Below are 17,959 nucleotides of genomic sequence, written 5' to 3' on the forward strand. Positions count from 1 at the left end.
GATGAGACTGCCGTTTGTTCCGGGCTCGCTCGCGCGTCGCCTCGTCTGCACGACGCTCGGCAGCGCCGGCGTCCGGATCGCCGGCATGGCGGTGACGTTTCTCTGCGGCGTGCAACTCGCCCGCTATCTTGGGCCCGAGCAGTACGGCTCCTATGGGCTCGTGATCTCGGTCGTGGCGATCGTGGTCGTGGTGGCGACGCTCGGGGCGCCGCCGCTCGCCACCAGAGAGCTTGCGGTCTCGAGCGTCCGCAAGCGATGGAGCGAACTGAACGGCTTCCTGCTGTGGTCATTCGCCCTCGTGACCGCGACCTCGACCGCCGCCGCGGTCCTGTTCGCCTATCGGATCGATCTGGTGGAGTCCTTGGGGCGCGGGCATCAGGGCCTAGAGCCCAAGGTCGCGATCCTCATTCCGATCCTCGCACTGACGAGCCTTACTGCTGCGATTCTGCGGGGCTTCGGAGTGATCGTGGGGGGCCAATCGCTCGACACGCTGGTGCGCCCTGCGCTGCTTTCGGCCGGCCTGCTGGCCGTCTGGCTGTTCACTCATGCGCTCGACGCCGGGCAGGCGCTGATGATCCACGCGGCGGCGGGACTCGTGACGCTCGCAGTCTCGCTCGCCTGGGTGGCCGCCGCCCGCCCCCGTGAGGCGTCGGGCTTTCCGCCGGCCGTCACGGCGCGCCGATGGTTCAGGAGCGCGGTTCCGATGGGGAGCACGGATCTCCTGAGGGTGATCGAAGGCAACGCCACCGTGATCCTGATCTCGGCGATCGTCTCTGCGGGCGATCTCGGCGTGTTCAGGGTGGCGGTCTCGAGCGCGGCCTTCCTCAGCATGCCCTATGCGCTGTTCAGCATGGTGGCGGCCCCGATCGTGCCGCGGCTATACGCTGACGGCGACATGGCGCGGCTGCAGAAGACCGCCACCGCGATGGCGCTTGTGGCGTCGGCCGTGACGGCGGCGCTGCTGGTCGTGCTATACGCGCTCGGGCCGGCCGCCATCGAGTTCCTGTTCGGCGTCGCCTACCGTGACGCCTGGCTCCCTCTGATGCTGCTCGGTGTCGCACAGCTGATCATCGCGGCGTTCGGCATTTCGCCCACGATACTGAACGCCACCGATGACGAATTCTTCCTGATGGCCTCCTATGCGATTTCGCTCGTCATTATGATCGGCGCGATCCTCCTGCTGACCGTGAACTACGGGATTATGGGAGCGGCCTGGGGGGTGATCGCTGGCGTGCTGCTTCGCGGCGTCCTTCTCAACGTGAGGGTCCGTCGCCGGCTCAATGTCGAGGCGTCTCTGCTGTCGGTCGTCGTAAACAGGATGAAGCCGAAGTGACGCAGGCCGCCCGGACGATCCTGAAGACGATGCTACCGGATCCAGTGCGGACGCTGCTGCGCCGGTCGATCCACTATGCCGGCCGGCTGCGCCAGTGGGCCGCGATCGCGCGCGTGCTCCGCGGGGCCGGGCGTCGCGATCGCGCGATCCTGCGACGCGCCCTGCTGGCGGCGCCCATCACAAGTCTGTCGGGCCTCGATCGCTGGCATCATCCGACCACCGACGAGGACGTGGTCGTGGACGTGGCCGCAGTCGGCCGCTTCAGGCTGCGGGCGAATAGCGACGACCTCTACCACGTGCTGCCGCACCGCGAGCCGGCGGTGCTCGAGGCGATCAAGCGCCTTCTTCGGCCCGGCGACGTGTTCTTGGACGCCGGCGCCAATGTCGGCTTCTACACGGTTCTGGCTTCCAGGATCGTGGGGTCGGCGGGCCATGTCGTGGCGATCGAGATGATGCCCGACACCGCGGCCCTGCTGCGCCAGCATGTCCGCATGAACGGACTTCACAACGTCACGGTGGTCGAACGCGCGCTGTCCGACGTCGGGGGCGAGATCGCCACTGCGACGGTGGCCGAGGGCGAGTTCGGCCAGGCGTCTGTCTCGACCGATATTGCGTCGCCCGGACGGCGCGCCGTAGAGGTCGAGACCACGACGCTCGCGGCGGTGATCGCAGACTTAGGGAATGTCCGCCTGATGAAGATGGACGTCGAGGGCGTCGAGGAGCGCGCGCTGCGGGGTGCGGGCGAGGGCGTCGCCAGAATCGAGCACGTCATCTTCGAGAAGTGGAGCGACGCAGCGAGCGCCGGCGTCGTTCTCGAGAAGACCCACGAGGTCAGGCGTCTGGACGGGCGCAACTCGCTGGCGTCGCGTGCGCCAGGAGCCGATACGGCGCCATGAATCGGCGCCGCGTCGCGATCTTCCTGCCGGATCTGAAGGGCGGCGGCGTCGAGCGGGTACGGCTCTCGCTCGCGCAGCAGTTCATCGACCAAGGCTTCGACGTCGATTTCGTCCTCTGGCGAAGGAAAGGCGAGCTCTTGGCCGAGACGCCCCGCAGGGCGCGGGTGTTCGGGCTCGACGCCGGGCGGCTGGTGGCGGGCGCCCCAGCCGCAGCCTCGTATATCCGCCGCGAGAAGCCGGATGCGGTGCTGGCGGCGATCTGGCCGCTGACTGTGGTTGCGGTCGCGGCGCGCGCGCTGTCGGGGCGGCGGCCGCGGCTCGTCCTGTCGGACCACAACAATCTCGGCAGCCAGTATGCTGCCGCGGGCGCCGCCACGCGGGCGGCGCTGCCCGCCAGCATCGCGGCGAGCTATAGGTTCGCAGATGGGCTGGTCGGCGTTTCGAACGGCGTGGTCGAGGATCTCGTCCGGCTCTCGCGCCTGCCGCGCGAGCGTTTCACGGTGATTCACAATCCCATGCCGGCGCGGCCCGAAACCGACCGGGGGACCCTCGAGCAGGCGGAGGCGTTGTGGCGCGCTCCCAGGGGCGGCCGGATCCTTTGCGTCGGCTCGCTCAAGCCGCAGAAGAACCACGGGCTCGTGATCCGGGCGCTCGCCCGGCTCGCGCCGGTAGTCGACGCGAAGCTGATGATCCTGGGCGAAGGCGCGCTGAGGTCCGAACTCGAGGAGACCGCCCGCGCCTCAGGGGTCGCCGACCGCGTGCTGACGCCCGGTTTCTTCCCCGACCCAACGCCGTTCTTCCGCTCCGCGGACCTGTTCGTGCTGGCCTCCGACTATGAAGGCTTCGGCAACGTCATCGTGGAGGCGCTCAGCGCGGGCCTGCCCGTGGTCTCCACGGACTGCCGGTCCGGGCCAGCCGAGATTCTCGAGGGCGGCCGCTGGGGGCGGCTGACGCCGGTCGGAGACGTCGACGCGCTGGCGGCCGCGATGACTGAAGCGCTGTCGGCTCCGCGTGATCCGGAGGCGCTGAAGCGCCGGGCCGCCGACTTTTCTCTGGCGAACGCGGCGCGCCGCTATCTCGATCTTCTTGCCCCGTGACCTCTCGCTCGGCAAACTCGCGCCGAGCGAGCGTGACCTCATCGACGCCGCTTGGGCGTTCGACGTCACGGTGATTTAGCAAGCGTCTGCTACGCCGCGGTTTCCGCAGCCTTCCCGCGCCGTGAGAGCGAGGCCTGAATTTGCGTATCGCCATGATCGGATCTGGCTATGTCGGACTTGTCTCCGGGGCCTGCTTTGCCGACTTCGGGCACACGGTCGTGTGCGTCGACAAGGACCCCGCAAAGATCGACGCGCTGAAGGCCGGTGGGATCCCGATCTTCGAGCCTGGCCTTGATTCGCTGGTGGCGGACACGGTCAGGCAGGGGCGGCTGTCGTTTTCGACAGAGCTCGGCTATGCGGTCTCTCAGGCCGACGTGGTGTTCATCGCGGTCGGGACGCCGTCGCGGCGCGGCGATGGCCATGCCGACCTGTCCTATGTCTATGCGGCCGCCCGCGAGATCGCGGCCTCGCTCACCGGCTACACCGTGATCGTGACCAAATCGACCGTTCCGGTCGGCACCGGCGACGAGGTCGAGCGCATCATCGCAGAGACGGCGCCCGACGCTGATTTCGCGGTCGCATCGAACCCGGAATTCCTGCGCGAGGGCGCGGCGATCGACGACTTCAAACGGCCCGACAGGATCGTCATCGGGGTCCAGGACGAGCGCGCAGCCGAACTCATGAGGGCGGTCTACCGGCCACTCTACCTCAACCAGGCTCCGATCTTGATCACCGGACGGCGCACCGCGGAGCTCATCAAATACGCCGCGAACGCGTTCCTTGCGACCAAGATCACGTTCATCAACGAAATTGCGGATCTCTGCGAGAAGGTCGGGGCCGACGTCCAGGAGGTCGCGCGCGGCATCGGGCTCGACAAGCGCATCGGCGCCAAATTTTTGCACGCCGGGCCGGGCTATGGCGGCTCCTGCTTCCCAAAAGACACCCTCGCTCTCGTTAAGACCGCTCAGGACTTTGGCGTGCAGGTCCGTATCGTCGAGACGGTCGTGGCGGTGAACGACCACAGGAAGCGCGCCATGGCGCGCAAGGTCGTTGCGGCCTGCGGCGGATCGGTCCGGGGCAAGACGATCGCGCTGCTTGGCCTGACGTTCAAGCCGAACACCGACGACATGCGCGACGCGCCCTCGATCTCAATCGTGGCCGGGTTGCTGGACGGCGGCGCGACGGTCCGGGCCTATGATCCGGAAGGCGTCGAGCAGGCGCGGCCGCTGCTGGGTCCTGTCGAATACGCCACGGACCCCTACGACTGCGCCACGGGCGCCGATGCCCTGGTGATCGTGACCGAATGGAATGCATTCCGGGCGCTGGACTTTAGGCGGCTTAAGGACGTGATGGCGGCGCCGGTCCTTGTCGACCTGCGCAACGTATACGGAGGCGAAGAGGCGACCTCTCGGGGGTTCGCCTATTCAAGCGTGGGGCGGCCGGGCTGATTTGGTTTGCGCCGGCGCCCTCCGATCTGCTTTGTGCGCAGCGGGCCTTTGTCCGACCGTATGGATGACGCCGCGAGTTGATCGAGAAATTCAGGACGGCGCTCTGGTTCGCGCAGCGTCCGAGCCATTGGGCGCAGGCGATGGAGCTTGGCGCGCGGATGTTCCGCCCCGACCGTGACGGTCCGGTCGAGGCCGCGAAGGCGCGCGCATGGGCGGGCGCCCGCGCCGTGCCGGTCGCGGAGGCGCTGGCGGCGGTCGGCGTGCCGGGGGCGGTTCCCGAGATCGACCGCGCCTTGATCGCGGAGGCCGAGGAGCTCGGCCGCAAGGCCGCGGTCGCTATGGGCGGTCCGGGAGACATAAACCTGCTTTACGCCGCCGTGCGTTTGACGGGCGCGCGCCGCGTGGTCGAGACCGGGGTCGCGTATGGTTGGTCGAGCCTCGCTATCCTGTCGGCCTTCGACGGGATGGAGGACCGCCGTCTCGTCAGCGTCGACATGCCTTATCCGAAGATGGGCAACGACGCGTTCGTCGGAATCGTGGTGCCGGAGCGCCTGCGTGCGCCCTGGACCATCATCCGAGAGCCTGACCGCCGGGGGCTCAAAAAGGCGATCCGGGCGGCGGGCGGCCCGCTCGACCTCTGCCACTACGACAGCGACAAGTCCTGGTACGGGCGCCGGTATGGCTTCCCGTTGCTCTGGGACGCGCTCGCGCCGGGCGGCCTGTTCGTCTGCGACGACATCCAGGACAACATGGCGTTCGCCGAGGATATGGAGCGCCTGCGCGCGCCTTTCGCGGTTACGGCCTACGCCAACAAGTTCGTGGGCGTGGTGAGGAAGCCGGGCTGCGCGGGCGGATCAAAGGGGCTCGCTTCATCCGCCGCAGCCGTTGCGACGACACCTGCTGGGAAGTAGTCATGTCAGAGATCGCAAATGCCGAGACGGCCGGCGTCGTCGCGCGGTCGGAACCGATCCGATACCGGTTTTGGCCCGCCGAGGCCTGCAACATGTGCGGCGCGCCGGTCTCGGCCGCCAAGGTGCTCGGTCTTCGTCTCAACCAGACTCAGGGTCGCCGGCCGAGGAGCAAGACCGGCGTCGCGGTGACGGTCTGTCGATGCATGACCTGCGACCTGGTGTTCGCGAACCCACAGCCGATTCCCGATTCGATCGGCGATCATTACGCCGTCCCGCCTGAGACCTACTGGAACAGCGTCAGCTACGAGCCGGCGCCTGGCTATTACGCGCGCCAGATCGCGGCGACCAAGGAGTTGATCGGCTTCCAACCCGGCATGACGGCGCTAGACGTCGGGCTGGGTCTCGGCAAGGCCGCGCGCGTGATGCGCGATGCGGGCTTCGACGTCTCCGGGTTCGAGCCGTCAGAACCGTTCTTCGAGAAAGCCGAGGCGATTCTCGGGCGCGACCCCGAGCGCTTCAAGCTCGGCTCGATCGAGGATGTCGAGTTCGTGGCCGACAGCTTCGACTTCATCACCTTCGGCGCCGTTCTTGAGCATCTCTACGATCCGGCCGGATCGATCTCGAAAGCATTGAGATGGCTGAAGCCGGGCGGCGTCATTCATGCCGAAGTTCCGAACTCGCGGCATCTCGTGTCCCGCATCCTGAACCTGTTCTACAGCGCGTCGGGAACCGGCTACGTCACCAACACGTCGCCGATGCACACGCCGTTCCATCTCTACGAATTTTCGATCGATTCGTTTCGCAAGCATGGAGAGCGGGCGGGCTATGAGATCGCGCGGCACTGGGTCGACGTCGCATCGATCTACAATCTGCCGTCCGTGACGCATGGCGTGCTCAGGAAGATCATGGAACGGTCGGAGACCGGGCTGCAGCTGACCGTGTTCCTGCGAAAATCGGCCGCGTGATCGATCATGCCGCGAATACTTTACGTTTCGTATGACGGGATGCTGGAACCGCTGGGCCAGAGTCAGGTGCTCGGCTATCTTGCGCCGCTTGCAGTCGACCACGAGATTCGCTTGATCTCGTTCGAGAAGAAGCAGGACGCCGCGAACGGGCCGCTGATGTCGGCCATGCGCGATCGCCTCAAGGCGGCGGGGATCCGGTGGACGCCGTATCGGTACCACAAGTCTCCGTCGGCGCTCGCCACCGCCTACGACATAGCGGTGGCGCAGTCAGCCATTCTGACCGCGAACCCTCGTCCGGACATTATCCACGCCAGGTCCTACGTGCCGGCCCTAATGGCTCTGCCCGCCGTAAAGGCGACGAGGACGAAGTTCCTGTTCGACATACGCGGCTTCTGGGCGGATGAGCGGATCGAGGGCGGCGCCTGGCCGGCTGGCGGCGCTATGTACAGGACGGTGAAGTCGCTCGAAAAGCAGTTCTTCGTCGCGGCCGATCACATCGTGACTCTGACCGAGGCGTCCGCCCGGATCGTATCAGGCTTCGATTACCTCGATGGGCGCCTGCCGCCCGTCACGGTCATCCCGACCTGCGCCGACCTCGACCGCTTCACGCTCAGGCCGCGGCGGGCCGACCGCCCGTTCACATTCGGCTATCTCGGTTCCGTGGGCGCCGGCTATCTGTTCGACGAGACGCTCGAGCTGTTCCAGGCGATCCGAGACGTGCAGCCCGACGCGCAGCTTCTGGTGGTGAACAGGAACGATCACGAGTTGATCGCGTCCTCGATCAGGCGCGCAGGCGTAGACGCCGAGACCATCGAAGTCGTCTCCGCCGAGCACTCTCGGGTTCCAGAACTCGTTTCACGCATGGATCTCGCCGCCGCCTTCTACAAGCCGACTTTCTCGGCCGCCGGCCGGGCGCCCACCAAGCTTGCCGAGTATCTCGGCTGCGGCGTGCCTTGCGTGGGGAATTCTGGCGTCGGCGACGTGGCCGGCCTGCTTCGGTCCCGGCGTGTCGGGGTGGTCATGGACGGCTTCGATCGCGAAAGTATGCAGGGGGCGGCGGTCGCCGCTGTCGCGTTGACGCGTGAGCCGGATATCCGGGAGCGGTGCGCGCGAGCGGCCAAAGACCTATTCTCGCTCGAAACAGGCGTCGAACGCTACGACGCGATCTATCGCCAATTGAGCGCGGACCGGTTTCCGAGACCGGCGTCGCCGGCATGAGATTGTTTCGCCCGGCCGTGGCCGCGGGGGCGGTTTGCCCGCGTTGTTCGTCAGCGTCGGATATGACGGTCGAGCACGCCGCAATTCGCGCGATGCGGTGCACAAGCGAAGATTGCGAGTTCCGTCAGGGCTTTCCAGTGTTCGACGGGATTCCATGCCTGATGGGACGGCGCAGCGACGACGAACTAAGGCCGCGCGACATTCTCGAATATTTCAGAAACCACCGAGGGCCCGCCGCCCGCTTTCATACTCAAGCCCCCGGGCGGGGGATCAAATGAACGACGAGAACATCGATCGCCAGACCGTCCGGTCGTTCGGCGACGAATGGGCGCGCTACGATCAGTCGTCGCTCGGGGGCGTCGAATGGGAAGCTATGTTCAACGCCTACTTCGCGATCTTTCCGTGGGAGAGGCTCGCGGAGGGCGCCGAGGGATTCGACATGGGCTGCGGGTCGGGACGCTGGGCGCGTGGCGTCGCGCCACGGGTCGGGCGGCTTAACTGCATCGATCCGTCGGCGGAGGCGCTCGAGGTGGCGCGCCGCAATCTCGGCCCGCAGGCCAACGTCTCGTTTCACAACGCCGGCGCGGACGACGTTCCGCTCGGCGAGGCGAGCCAGGATTTCGGCTACTCGCTCGGCGTGCTGCACCACATCCCCGACACCGCCGCGGCGCTGCGCGCCTGCACGAAGCTGCTGAAGCCTGGCGCGCCGTTCCTGCTCTATCTCTACTACCGCTTCGACAACCGTCCGGCCTGGTTCCGCGCGCTGTGGAGGGCGAGCGACCTGTTCCGCCGGACGGTCAGCGGCCTGCCGGACCGGCCGAAGTCGGTTGCGACCGACGCGCTCGCCGCGACCGTCTACTGGCCGCTCGCGCGCGGCGCACGGCTCGCCGAGCGCCTTGGCGCGGACGTGTCGGCGCTGCCGCTCTCCTACTACCGAAACCTCAGCTTCTACACGATGCGCACCGACAGCCGGGACCGGTTCGGCACTCCGCTCGAACAGCGGTTCACGCGCGGCGAGATCGTCCGGATGATGAGCGAGGCCGGACTTGGCGACGTCGTGGTCTCGGAGCGCGAGCCCTACTGGGTGGCGTGCGGGATGAAGCTGGCGTGAAGGCCCCGTCTGCGGCTCCTGCGATCCGGCGGCGCATGCTGGTCATCTGTCCGTTCCCAATCGGGGTGGCGGCGGGACAGCGGCTCAAATACGAGCAGTATTTCGATCGCTGGCGCGCGAACGGCTACGACATCGACGTGTCGTCCTTCATGGACGAGGCGATGTGGGCCGTGGTGTACGAAAAGGGCCGTTACGCCCAGAAAGTCGCGGGCACGCTGCGCGGCCACATGCGCCGTCTCCGAGACATTCTGCGGATCGCCCGCTATGACGTGGTCTACGTGTTCATGTGGGTCACGCCGTTTGGCACCTCGCTGTTCGAGCGGCTGACGCGGCGGCTGGCAAAGCGTCTCGTGCTAGACGTCGAGGACAACGTGCTTCTTGGACAATCGCTTCCCAAGGAGCACAACCCGAACCCGATCGTCCGGTGGCTCAAGGGGCCGGGCAAGATCCGCCACCTGATCGCCAAGGCCGACCACGTCATCACCTCGTCGCCCTTCCTCAACGACTTCTGTCTCGGCATCAACGAAAACCGAGCCGCGACCTATATCTCGTCCTCGATCGACACCGACCGCTTCGCGCCCTCGGGGCCGAAGCCTGCGGACCGTCCGATCACGATCGGCTGGACGGGAACGTTCTCGTCGATGCCGTTCCTAGCCCTGCTCGACGACGTCTTCCTGAAGCTCGCGGCGCGGCGGACGTTTCGCCTGAGGGTCATCGGCAATTTCGACTACGCGCTGCCGGGCGTCGACCTCGAGATCGTGCGCTGGACAAAGGAGAAGGAGGTCGAGGACCTCCAGGAGCTCGACATCGGCGTCTATCCGCTCCCGATCAACGACTGGGTTCTTGGCAAAAGCGGCCTGAAGGCGATCCAGTACATGGCGTTCGGATTGCCATGCGTGGCGACCGAGGTCGGCACCACGCCGCTGCTCATCACACATGACCAGAACGGCCTTCTGGTCAGGACCGACGAGGAATGGCTCGCGGCTCTCGAACGGCTGATCGACGACGCGGCGCTCCGGGCGCGGCTCGGCGGGGCCGCCCGCGCCGCCGCGGTCGCGCATTATTCGCTCCAGGCGGTAGGCGACGACTACGACAGGGTGTTGAGCTCGGTGTTCAAGGACAAGCGATGATCCACGACAAGCGCGTCTATATCGCGGGATGCGGCGGTATGCTGGGCGAAGCCTTCCACAAGGTCTTCGGGGCCGCCAATACGCTCCGCTGCAGTGATATCGACGTCAACGCCGACTGGCTGAGCTATCTCGATTTCCGCGAGGCCGGGGCCTACCGCAAGGAGGTCGAGGACTTCCATCCCGACTACCTGTTCCACATCGGCGCCCACACGAGCCTCGAGTTCTGCGAGGAGAACTACGAGGAGGCCTACAGCACCAACACGCTCGCGGTCGAAAACGCCTGCCACATCGCAAATCGGCTGGGCGTGCCGCTGCTCTACATCTCGACCGCCGGCATCTTCGACGGGCTGCAGGACACCTACGACGACTGGGATCAACCCAAGCCGCTTGGCCACTACGCCCGCTCAAAATATATGGGCGAGCGGTTCGTGGCCGAGAACGTCGAGAAGCATCTCGTCTGCCGCGCCGGCTGGATGATGGGCGGCGGTCCGGCCAAGGACAAGAAGTTCGTCCAGAAGATCATCTCGCAGATCAAGGCCGGCAAGACGGAGCTGCATGTCGTCGACGACAAGCTCGGGACGCCGACCTACACACATGACTTCGCGCGCAATGTCGGCCTGTTGTTCGCCCATGAGCACTGGGGCGTCTACAACATGGTGTGCGGCGGCGTCACCGGCCGCCTCCAAGTCGCGCAGGAGCTCGTGCGGTTGCTCGGACTCGACCAGAAGGTGAAGGTGACGCCGGTAAGTTCAGAGCATTTCGCCAAGGAGTATTTCGCCGCGCGCCCTCCGTCCGAACGGCTGCTGCCCCGCAAGCTCGACATGCGCGGACTCAACGTCATGCGCGACTGGAAGATCTGCCTCAAGGAGTACCTTGAGAACTACTATGCGGATTATCTGTAGACAGGTTGCTCCCAGCTCGACACGTGGAATGGCGTCCTGAAACGGCGTCCGGCCTCGGCTGGGTTTACAGCGCGTCGCGGGGGATCATCAGCGTATTGGGCGACAGCGAGAACGCCTGCGGGGCGTTCAGCATCCGGAACGGCTCGTTGGGCGACACCGACCGCGTGAGCGACCAGATCTTGCCGTCTGCGCCGTGCGGAACGTCGATCAGCAGCACGCGGCGGCCGTCCTGGAAGTCGATCGGGGCCGGAACGCCGTCTGGCCTGAAGACGTTGAAGCCCCGCACCCCTTCGAACACCCCGAGCGGATAGTAGATCGCAAGCCTCTTCAATCCGGGAGGGACGAAGAAGTACAGCCGCGGCGACGGGGCGGACTTCGGCGACAGGAAGGTCCGCAGCGTGACCGCGGCGCCGGGCTCCGTCCGGAAGGTCACGTAGCCCGCCTTGCGGCCGCCGTCCGGGTGGATGTTGACCACATAGCGGCCGGGGTCCAACGCGAAGTCGAGCTCCTGATCGGACGCCGGCGCCCCGGCTGGCGTCTTCGACACGACGCGGCTGTCGACCTCGCGGCGCTCTGTGTCGAAGATCGTGATCACGCTCGCGACCCGGCGCGAGACGCTCAAGCGAAACCGGTCGCGCCCGGCCGGGACCGTGAGGTTGAAATCGATCGACCCGACCACCGGCATCGCGGGGGAGGGCGCGAAGCCCCCGTTCGAGGGCGCGAGCTGGAGTTCGCCGGAATAGGTCCTGAGCGCGACGTCCTGCGCCGGATACCGGCGTAGGCCGTCCTCCAGCAGCCGTTCGGCGTCGGCTGCGTCGAGCGGCCTGACCCGCAGCCAGCCCGGCCCCGACAGGCCCCGGTCGGTCGCGCCGAAGTCGGCGTAGATGGTTGGATACTTGCGCGCGAGAAGATCGACCAGACGGGTCGTGTGCATCATCATCGACCCGTTGGCGTCGAGGAGATGCTGCACGATCCCGTGGGCTTTCAGCGTGCGTTCGGCGGGGTCGCTCTCGCCGTCGAGTTCGAGGCGGAGCCTCAGGTAATGCGCGTAGGCCACGAAGTCGTCGATCCGCCGCCCGACCGCCGGGTCCGCGCCTGCCAGTCGTCTCGCCTCGGCGAGATCCTGGAACGTGCGCCCGAGTTCGAGGCTCGTCAGCGTGAACGAGGTGGCCCAACGGTCCATCATCCGGCGCATCGGCGGGCGCGCGGGCCCGAATGCGGTCTCGAACCAGTCGTCGATCAGCGCGCCGGCGTCCTGGTCGACGTCCCACATGAGATGCGCGGCGATGTAGTGGCCAAGCCCCATGGCTCCCAGTCCGAACGTGGTCTCGGCCGCCACCCCGTCAATCTTGCTCGCCCGCCAGTACCGCAGGCGCTCGGCGAGGGTCAGGTAATTGAAGCTCGGCTCGTCCCGGGCCCAGTCGGGGATGCTCCAGTAATCGTAGATCGCCATTTCGTTCGCCTTGCGGGTCCAGTCGGCGATGAACTTCTGGGGGGGAACCTCCTGGAACGCGTACGGCGCGACCTGCACGATGACGTTCGGTTCGAGCGGAAAGCTCGGCGGCTCGGCGTGGCCCGCATAGGCCAGCAGAATCACGGAGGTTCCCGGAAACTCCTTGCGGACCTCGCGCGCGCACTCGTTGGCGATGAAGAACGACTGGTCGCTGCCGGAGCCGTTTCCCGGGAGATCCGCGGCGTTGTCGCCATAGCCGAACCCGTCCGACGGCTCCACCGACATCACCCGCTGGGTCGCCGGGTCGCCTCCCGCGCGGGCGGCGCGGAACCGGTCGATAGCCCAGGAGCAGAACAGCTTCACCGCCTCCGCGTTTCCGGCGTTGATCTTGGCCGTGACGTTGGGGCCAGACGCGCCGTCGCTTTTCGTCACATAGATCGGGGAGCTCTTGCCTCCGACGCTGGCGAGATAGTCCGGATGGGCCTCAAGGATCGGCAGGATCTTCGGATCCGCCATGAAGGTTTCGCCGACCGCCTTGCCGAGCTGGTAGGAGCCGCCGTAGCGGAGCCTGCGCTTCCAGTCCGTGGTGGCGTCGCGGAACGCCGCAGAGCCGGCGTAATTCCTCGACCAGCGGCGCGAGAAGAAGCCTCCCGTTCCCGCATAGGTCCTGACCGCGAACGACGGCGTGACGGTGCGATCGATCGTCAGGGTGACGTCGGCGCGCCGAGGCGTCACGATCCAGTCGTCGCCCGGCATAAGCCAGCGCACGCCGAGCTGTTCGAGATAGAAATAGACGCCGTTGGAGAGCCCCTGGGGTCCCCCGGACGAGATCGTCAGCGCGGCGTCGTCGCCCTTGATCCGGAACGTGTCGAGATCCGGGACTGGTCCTCCGCGGCGGGCGGGGTCGATCATCAGGCGGACCGCAGGCGCGGCCGTCTGGTCGACCACCTCGAACGGCGTGCTGGTCATCTTGGAGAGATGCAGCTTGAGGTCGGCGATCGCGGGCGCGAGCGCGGGTGACGCTGCGATGTCGGCCGCCGCGGCGATCTTGCCGCCATAGTTTCCGGCCGCCGCCGGGCTGGCGACGATCAGAGACAGGCAGAGCGCAAGAGCGGCGACCGCGGCCGGGCGGAAACGCAGCATTGGCTTGTCCCTCGTATCCGTCAGGTTCGGAAACGGCGCGGCGCATGACACTGCTCCAGAGCTCTATGCGATCGGCGCCCTGGTGGGAACCATCTCCCATCAGGCCTCTGCGTGGCGCCCGGCCGCGATGACTTCCGGTCTCCCAGCCGCTATGGAAATGCGCGGCATCTGACGGACATCCTCCTCTTCCGTGCAAAGGTCTGACTGCCATGTGCGGGCTCGCGGGCTGTCTGGGATGGATCGACGGTCTGGGCCTGTCGTCGCGCGACATGCTCGGCGACATGTGCGCGGCGATCCGGCATCGCGGGCCGGACGCGGACGGGGTGTGGCTCGACGAGGCGTCCGGGATCGCGCTCGGGCATCTCAGGTTGTCGATCCTGGACCTGTCGGCCGCCGGCGCGCAGCCGATGGTCTCGCATGGGGGGCGCTACGTCCTCGCCTTCAATGGCGAAATCTACAATTATCAGGAGCTCCGCGCCGACCTCGTTCGGCGGCGCGGCGCAATCGACTGGCGCGGCCATTCCGACACGGAGGTGCTGCTTGAGCTGATCGCCGCCGAGGGGGTGGAGCGCGCGCTGCGGCGGCTCGATGGAATGTTCGCCATCGCGCTCTGGGACCGGGAAACGCGGACGCTGACGCTCGCACGCGACGCTTTCGGCGAGAAGCCGCTGTATTATGGGCTCTATCGCGGCGCCGTGCTGTTCGCGTCCGAGCTGAAGGCGCTGCGGGCCGTGCCGGGCTTCCAGCCCGATATCGATCCGGACGCGCTCGCGGACTATTTCAAATATTCTTATGTGCCGGGTCCCGCCACGATCCATCGAGGCGTGTTCAAGCTCCAGCCCGGCCACATGCTGACGCTCGGGCCTGAACGGTCTCACCTGGCGCAGTTGCCTGATCCCGTCGTCTGGTGGTCGCCAGACGAAGCCGCGATGCGGGCGCGCAGGGAAGGCTTCGAGGGCGATATGGCCGCCGCGGTCGCGGCTCTGCGGGCCGCGCTTTCGACGAGTGTTCGCCGACGGCTCGCCTCGGACGTGCCCCTCGGCTCGCTCCTGTCGGGCGGCGTCGATTCCTCCGTCGTGACCGCGTTGATGCAGCAGGCGGTCGACCGGCCGGTGAAGACCTTCTCGATTGGAATGGCCGAGACCGGCTATGACGAGGCGGCCCACGCCCGGGCGGTCGCTGCCCGTCTTGGTACCGAGCACCAGGAACTGATCCTCTCGCCGCGCGAGGTCCAGGACGTGGCGCCGCAGGTCGCCGACATCTACGATGAGCCGTTCTCCGACGCGAGCCAGATTCCGACCTTTCTCTTGTCCCGCATGGCGCGGGCCCATGTGACGGTCGCGCTGTCAGGGGACGGCGGCGACGAGATCCTTGGAGGCTACAACCGGTACTTTCACGGCGCCGATCTATGGGCTCGAGCGTCCCGGCTGCCGACGGAGGCGCGGCGGCTCGCCGGTGCGGCGCTCGGCGCAATCCCGCCGGGCGTCGTCGATCGCGCCGCCGCAATGGCCGGCCGGCTCGCGCCGCGTGAGCTATCGTCCGGGCGGGCGGGCGAGAAGATCCAGAAGCTCGCGCGCGTGCTGTCGGCCGCAGACCGGCAAGCCTATCACGACCGGCTGCTGGCGACCGCGGACGACGTCGCGATCGCGCTCGACCTTCCAGGTCGCGCGCAGACGCTCGCAGCGCGCTCGCCCCGCGGCGATCTGACGTTCGTCGAGCAGGCGATGTTGACCGATACGGCGAACTACATGCCCGACGACGTGCTGGTTAAGGTCGATCGGGCCTCGATGGCGGTCGGGCTCGAGGTGCGCACGCCCTTCCTGTCCCGCGAGGTGTTCGACCTCGCTTGGCGACTGCCGATGGCGTTCCGGGCTCACCAGGGCGTCGGCAAGCGGGTTCTGCGCGAACTGCTATACACGCTGGCGCCCCGCGACCTTGTGGACCGGCCGAAGGCGGGCTTTGCGGTTCCGGTGGGTCGGTGGCTTCGCACGGATCTGCGCGACTGGGCGGAGGCCGGCCTGTCGGAAGCGGCGCTTCAGGACGCGGGTGTCTTCCGGGTTCCCGAGGTCCGCCGCCGCTGGCGCGAGCATCTCACGGGCCGCAGGGACCACGAGACCTTCCTTTGGTCGGTGCTGATGTATCAGGGATGGCGTCGCTCCGTCGCGCGAGGCCGATCTGACGCTCCCGGGCGTCCTTGATTACGCCAAAACGCTGCTCGCCAAGGCGGCGGGCGCGTCGCTGAACATTCCCCATCCATCCCAGGCGGCTACGATGTTCGCAGGCCGCTGCATCCTCTTTTTAACGAGCTACGGGAAGTCGGCTACAAGCGCGATGTCCTGATCGCATCGGTCCACCATCCGTGCGGTCCGCACGTCCGGCCGGTCCACCGGCGAGGTAGGACGGGACATCGAGCCGAGCTTGGGCTCCCCTCGGCGACTGACCGACGCTCGCGGCAAGCTCATCGGGCGGCGGCGGGGCGTTCAGGCCTCAGATGAATCGACGACCACTCGAATATCCGAATGAAGCCGGCGAAGACAGGCCGAGGGGCGGCCGACGGTCGGGGTGACTTCGGACCCGATGCTGCATTCGCGCAACAGACAGGCCCGGCAGGAGCGCTAGAGGATCGTTGGGCGGGGTTTCCATTATCTTTAGCCACCGTAGTTTGATATCGATCACCACCTGCGCGCGGCGGAAGATCCTTGGCGGCGCTCACGGTTCACGAATGATCGATCTGCACAGTCACATCCTTCCGGGTATCGACGATGGGGCGGATTCTCTCGAGACGTCCGTCGCCATGGCGCGGATGGCCGTCGAGGACGGCGTGACCCTGATGGCGTGCACCCCCCATATCAAGCCGGGTGTCTACGACAACCGGCCCAAGGATATATGGAGGGCGACGGGCGATCTGGTTCAGGAATTGATTAGCCGCGACATCCATCTTGAGCTGTTGCCCGGCGCTGACGTCCATCTGGCCGGCGATCTGTTCGAGCGGCTCGGGGACGAGTTGCCGCCGTCGCTCGGAGAGACCCGCTACTTCCTCCTCGAGCCGCCCCACCATGTCCTGCCGCCGATGCTGAAGGCGTTCTGCGAGCGCCTGATCGCCGCCGAACGGCGGCCGATACTGACCCATCCCGAACGTCTGACCTGGGTGCCGGATCACTACGAGGAGGCGAAAGCTCTCGCGGAGTGTGGGGTTCTGATGCAGCTGACGGCGGGGTCGCTAACGGGGGAGTTCGGAAGCGCCGCGCGGGACCTCGCGTTCCGGATGCTGGACGACGGCCTGTGCGACCTCATCGCGAGCGACGCGCACGACGCCGGACCGCGTGCGCCGGGCATGTCCAAAGCCCGTGAGATCGTGAGGGAACGTCTGGGGAAGGAAGAAGCGCAGCACGTGACGCTGACTCGGCCGCAGGCCATTCTGGGCGATGCGGCTGTGGCGCGGCCGGCGCGGCTTACCGAGCGTCGCACGCGCCAAGGTTCGCGGCTGCCGGTCGCGCGGGCGCGGCCCGGACTCAGCGGCGTCTTCAGGCGGATCGGCAAGAGCATAGCCGGACGAGGGGGCGGTTAAGGAGCCATGGTGGTGTATTTGCGCGGTCGGTTTGTCGTCGCACTCGCGGCTGCGGCGTTCGCGCTCGCGGGCTGCTCGACGGCAAGCGGCCCTGAGTCCCGCGGAGGCAGCCCCGGCGTGTCGGCTGTGTCAGGCGGCGTGACCGGGGATGCGACCCTTCAGGTGGTCCAGTCATTGCCGCCGCCGGCGAACACGAACAACGGCGCCGACCAGCTTATTTCGCCGAGCGACGTTCTCGACGTCGGGGTGTTCCAGGTGAGCGATCTCAACCGCACCGTCCAGGTCGATTCCGCCGGGAATGTCTCGCTTCCTCTCGTCGGGACCCAGAAGGCGGCCGGACTGACCGTGCGCGCGCTCGAGGCCTCGCTCGAGCGGGAATACGGCTCGAAATACCTCCAGAATCCCGATGTGACGGTGTTCATGAAGGAGTCCGCAGGTCAGAAGGTCACGGTCGACGGCGAGGTTAACAGGGCCGGCATTTATCCGATCCCGGCCAACACCACGCTGCTGCAGATCGTGGCGCTCGCGGGAGGCTTCAGGCCGGTCGCGGACGTCTCGAAAGTCTATGTTTTCCGTCAGGTCGGCCCAAAACAGCTCGTTGCGAACATGAACGTCGAGGCGGTGCGGAATGGCGCCCAGCCAGATCCGAAAATCTACGGAGGCGACAAGGTCGTCGTGTTCAGTTCGTCGTCCAAGGTCGCGTTCCAGAACTTGAAAGAGTCGCTCGGAATGGTGGCGAACGCCGGGCGATTTGTGCCGGTGCCGTATTGACGGACGCCATTCG

14 protein-coding genes are annotated in these 17,959 nt (G+C 66.9%); 13 read left to right on the forward strand and 1 reads right to left on the reverse strand.

Features of this window, described 5'->3' with window-relative positions; translation table 11 throughout:
- Position 1: 1 nt before the first annotated feature.
- The 10 genes from PKE75_RS16925 to PKE75_RS16970 all read left to right on the forward strand — a co-directional run bounded on the left by PKE75_RS16925 (position 2) and on the right by PKE75_RS16970 (position 11,011).
- Complete coding sequence (locus PKE75_RS16925; RefSeq protein WP_271169925.1) at positions 2-1,333, forward strand: oligosaccharide flippase family protein; 1,332 nt, start codon at positions 2-4, stop codon at positions 1,331-1,333.
- A complete protein-coding gene (locus PKE75_RS16930; protein ID WP_271169926.1) occupies positions 1,330-2,229 on the forward strand; it encodes an FkbM family methyltransferase in 900 nt (299 codons plus the stop codon). The genes PKE75_RS16925 and PKE75_RS16930 overlap by 4 nt, the downstream gene beginning before the upstream one ends.
- Positions 2,226-3,326, forward strand: coding sequence for a glycosyltransferase (locus PKE75_RS16935; protein WP_271169927.1), 1,101 nt, complete (start codon positions 2,226-2,228; stop codon positions 3,324-3,326). The genes PKE75_RS16930 and PKE75_RS16935 overlap by 4 nt, the downstream gene beginning before the upstream one ends.
- Positions 3,327-3,466: 140 nt before the next feature.
- On the forward strand, positions 3,467-4,774 hold the full coding sequence (locus PKE75_RS16940; protein ID WP_271169928.1) for a UDP-glucose dehydrogenase family protein: 1,308 nt from the start codon (positions 3,467-3,469) through the stop codon (positions 4,772-4,774).
- Positions 4,775-4,851: 77 nt separating this feature from the next.
- Positions 4,852-5,685, forward strand: a complete 834-nt coding sequence (locus tag PKE75_RS16945; protein WP_271169929.1) for an O-methyltransferase — start codon at positions 4,852-4,854, stop codon at positions 5,683-5,685.
- A gap of 2 nt (positions 5,686-5,687) precedes the next feature.
- Positions 5,688-6,650 carry a class I SAM-dependent methyltransferase gene (locus PKE75_RS16950; RefSeq protein WP_271169930.1) on the forward strand — a complete coding sequence of 321 codons (963 nt, stop codon included), beginning with the start codon at positions 5,688-5,690 and terminating at the stop codon, positions 6,648-6,650.
- Positions 6,651-6,689: 39 nt separating this feature from the next.
- Positions 6,690-7,868 (forward strand): glycosyltransferase, encoded by a 1,179-nt coding sequence (locus PKE75_RS16955; RefSeq protein WP_271169931.1) that lies wholly within the window; start codon positions 6,690-6,692, stop codon positions 7,866-7,868.
- Positions 7,869-8,142: 274 nt separating this feature from the next.
- Positions 8,143-8,979: a class I SAM-dependent methyltransferase gene (locus PKE75_RS16960; protein WP_271169932.1), complete on the forward strand. Its 837-nt coding sequence runs from the start codon at positions 8,143-8,145 to the stop codon at positions 8,977-8,979.
- Positions 8,976-10,109 carry a glycosyltransferase family 4 protein gene (locus PKE75_RS16965; RefSeq protein WP_271169933.1) on the forward strand — a complete coding sequence of 378 codons (1,134 nt, stop codon included), beginning with the start codon at positions 8,976-8,978 and terminating at the stop codon, positions 10,107-10,109. The genes PKE75_RS16960 and PKE75_RS16965 overlap by 4 nt, the downstream gene beginning before the upstream one ends.
- Complete coding sequence (locus tag PKE75_RS16970; protein ID WP_271169934.1) at positions 10,106-11,011, forward strand: SDR family oxidoreductase; 906 nt, start codon at positions 10,106-10,108, stop codon at positions 11,009-11,011. The genes PKE75_RS16965 and PKE75_RS16970 overlap by 4 nt, the downstream gene beginning before the upstream one ends.
- A 64-nt stretch (positions 11,012-11,075) precedes the next feature.
- On the opposite strand, the gene PKE75_RS16975 is transcribed toward PKE75_RS16970, so the two are convergent.
- Positions 11,076-13,607: a DUF4838 domain-containing protein gene (locus PKE75_RS16975; RefSeq protein ID WP_271169935.1), complete on the reverse strand. Its 2,532-nt coding sequence runs from the start codon at positions 13,605-13,607 to the stop codon at positions 11,076-11,078.
- A 209-nt stretch (positions 13,608-13,816) separates the two neighbouring features.
- Here PKE75_RS16975 and asnB point away from each other — a divergent pair, with 209 nt between their 5' ends.
- The 3 genes from asnB to PKE75_RS16990 all read left to right on the forward strand — a co-directional run bounded on the left by asnB (position 13,817) and on the right by PKE75_RS16990 (position 17,946).
- Positions 13,817-15,805 (forward strand): asparagine synthase (glutamine-hydrolyzing), encoded by a 1,989-nt coding sequence (asnB, locus tag PKE75_RS16980; RefSeq protein ID WP_271169936.1) that lies wholly within the window; start codon positions 13,817-13,819, stop codon positions 15,803-15,805.
- Between the two features lie 524 nt (positions 15,806-16,329).
- Complete coding sequence (locus PKE75_RS16985) at positions 16,330-17,175, forward strand: tyrosine-protein phosphatase (protein WP_271169937.1); 846 nt, start codon at positions 16,330-16,332, stop codon at positions 17,173-17,175.
- A gap of 117 nt (positions 17,176-17,292) precedes the next feature.
- On the forward strand, positions 17,293-17,946 hold the full coding sequence (locus PKE75_RS16990) for a polysaccharide biosynthesis/export family protein (RefSeq protein WP_271169938.1): 654 nt from the start codon (positions 17,293-17,295) through the stop codon (positions 17,944-17,946).
- The last annotated feature ends 13 nt before the right edge of the window (positions 17,947-17,959 follow it).

The sequence above is a fragment of the Hansschlegelia plantiphila genome, from assembly GCF_027922265.1.
GTDB lineage: Bacteria > Pseudomonadota > Alphaproteobacteria > Rhizobiales > Methylopilaceae > Methylopila > Methylopila plantiphila.

What these genes read in the sequence shown, in the direction of transcription:
- PKE75_RS16925 (WP_271169925.1), top strand. Translation starts at nt 2, where the DNA reads ATGAGACTGCCGTTTGTTCCGGGCTCGCTCGCGCGTCGCCTCGTCTGC.
- PKE75_RS16935 (WP_271169927.1), top strand. Translation starts at nt 2,226, where the DNA reads ATGAATCGGCGCCGCGTCGCGATCTTCCTGCCGGATCTGAAGGGCGGC.
- PKE75_RS16950 (WP_271169930.1), top strand. Translation starts at nt 5,688, where the DNA reads ATGTCAGAGATCGCAAATGCCGAGACGGCCGGCGTCGTCGCGCGGTCG.
- PKE75_RS16955 (WP_271169931.1), top strand. Translation starts at nt 6,690, where the DNA reads ATGCTGGAACCGCTGGGCCAGAGTCAGGTGCTCGGCTATCTTGCGCCG.
- PKE75_RS16960 (WP_271169932.1), top strand. Translation starts at nt 8,143, where the DNA reads ATGAACGACGAGAACATCGATCGCCAGACCGTCCGGTCGTTCGGCGAC.
- PKE75_RS16970 (WP_271169934.1), top strand. Translation starts at nt 10,106, where the DNA reads ATGATCCACGACAAGCGCGTCTATATCGCGGGATGCGGCGGTATGCTG.
- PKE75_RS16975 (WP_271169935.1), bottom strand. Translation starts at nt 13,607, where the DNA reads ATGCTGCGTTTCCGCCCGGCCGCGGTCGCCGCTCTTGCGCTCTGCCTG.
- asnB (WP_271169936.1), top strand. Translation starts at nt 13,817, where the DNA reads ATGTGCGGGCTCGCGGGCTGTCTGGGATGGATCGACGGTCTGGGCCTG.
- PKE75_RS16985 (WP_271169937.1), top strand. Translation starts at nt 16,330, where the DNA reads ATGATCGATCTGCACAGTCACATCCTTCCGGGTATCGACGATGGGGCG.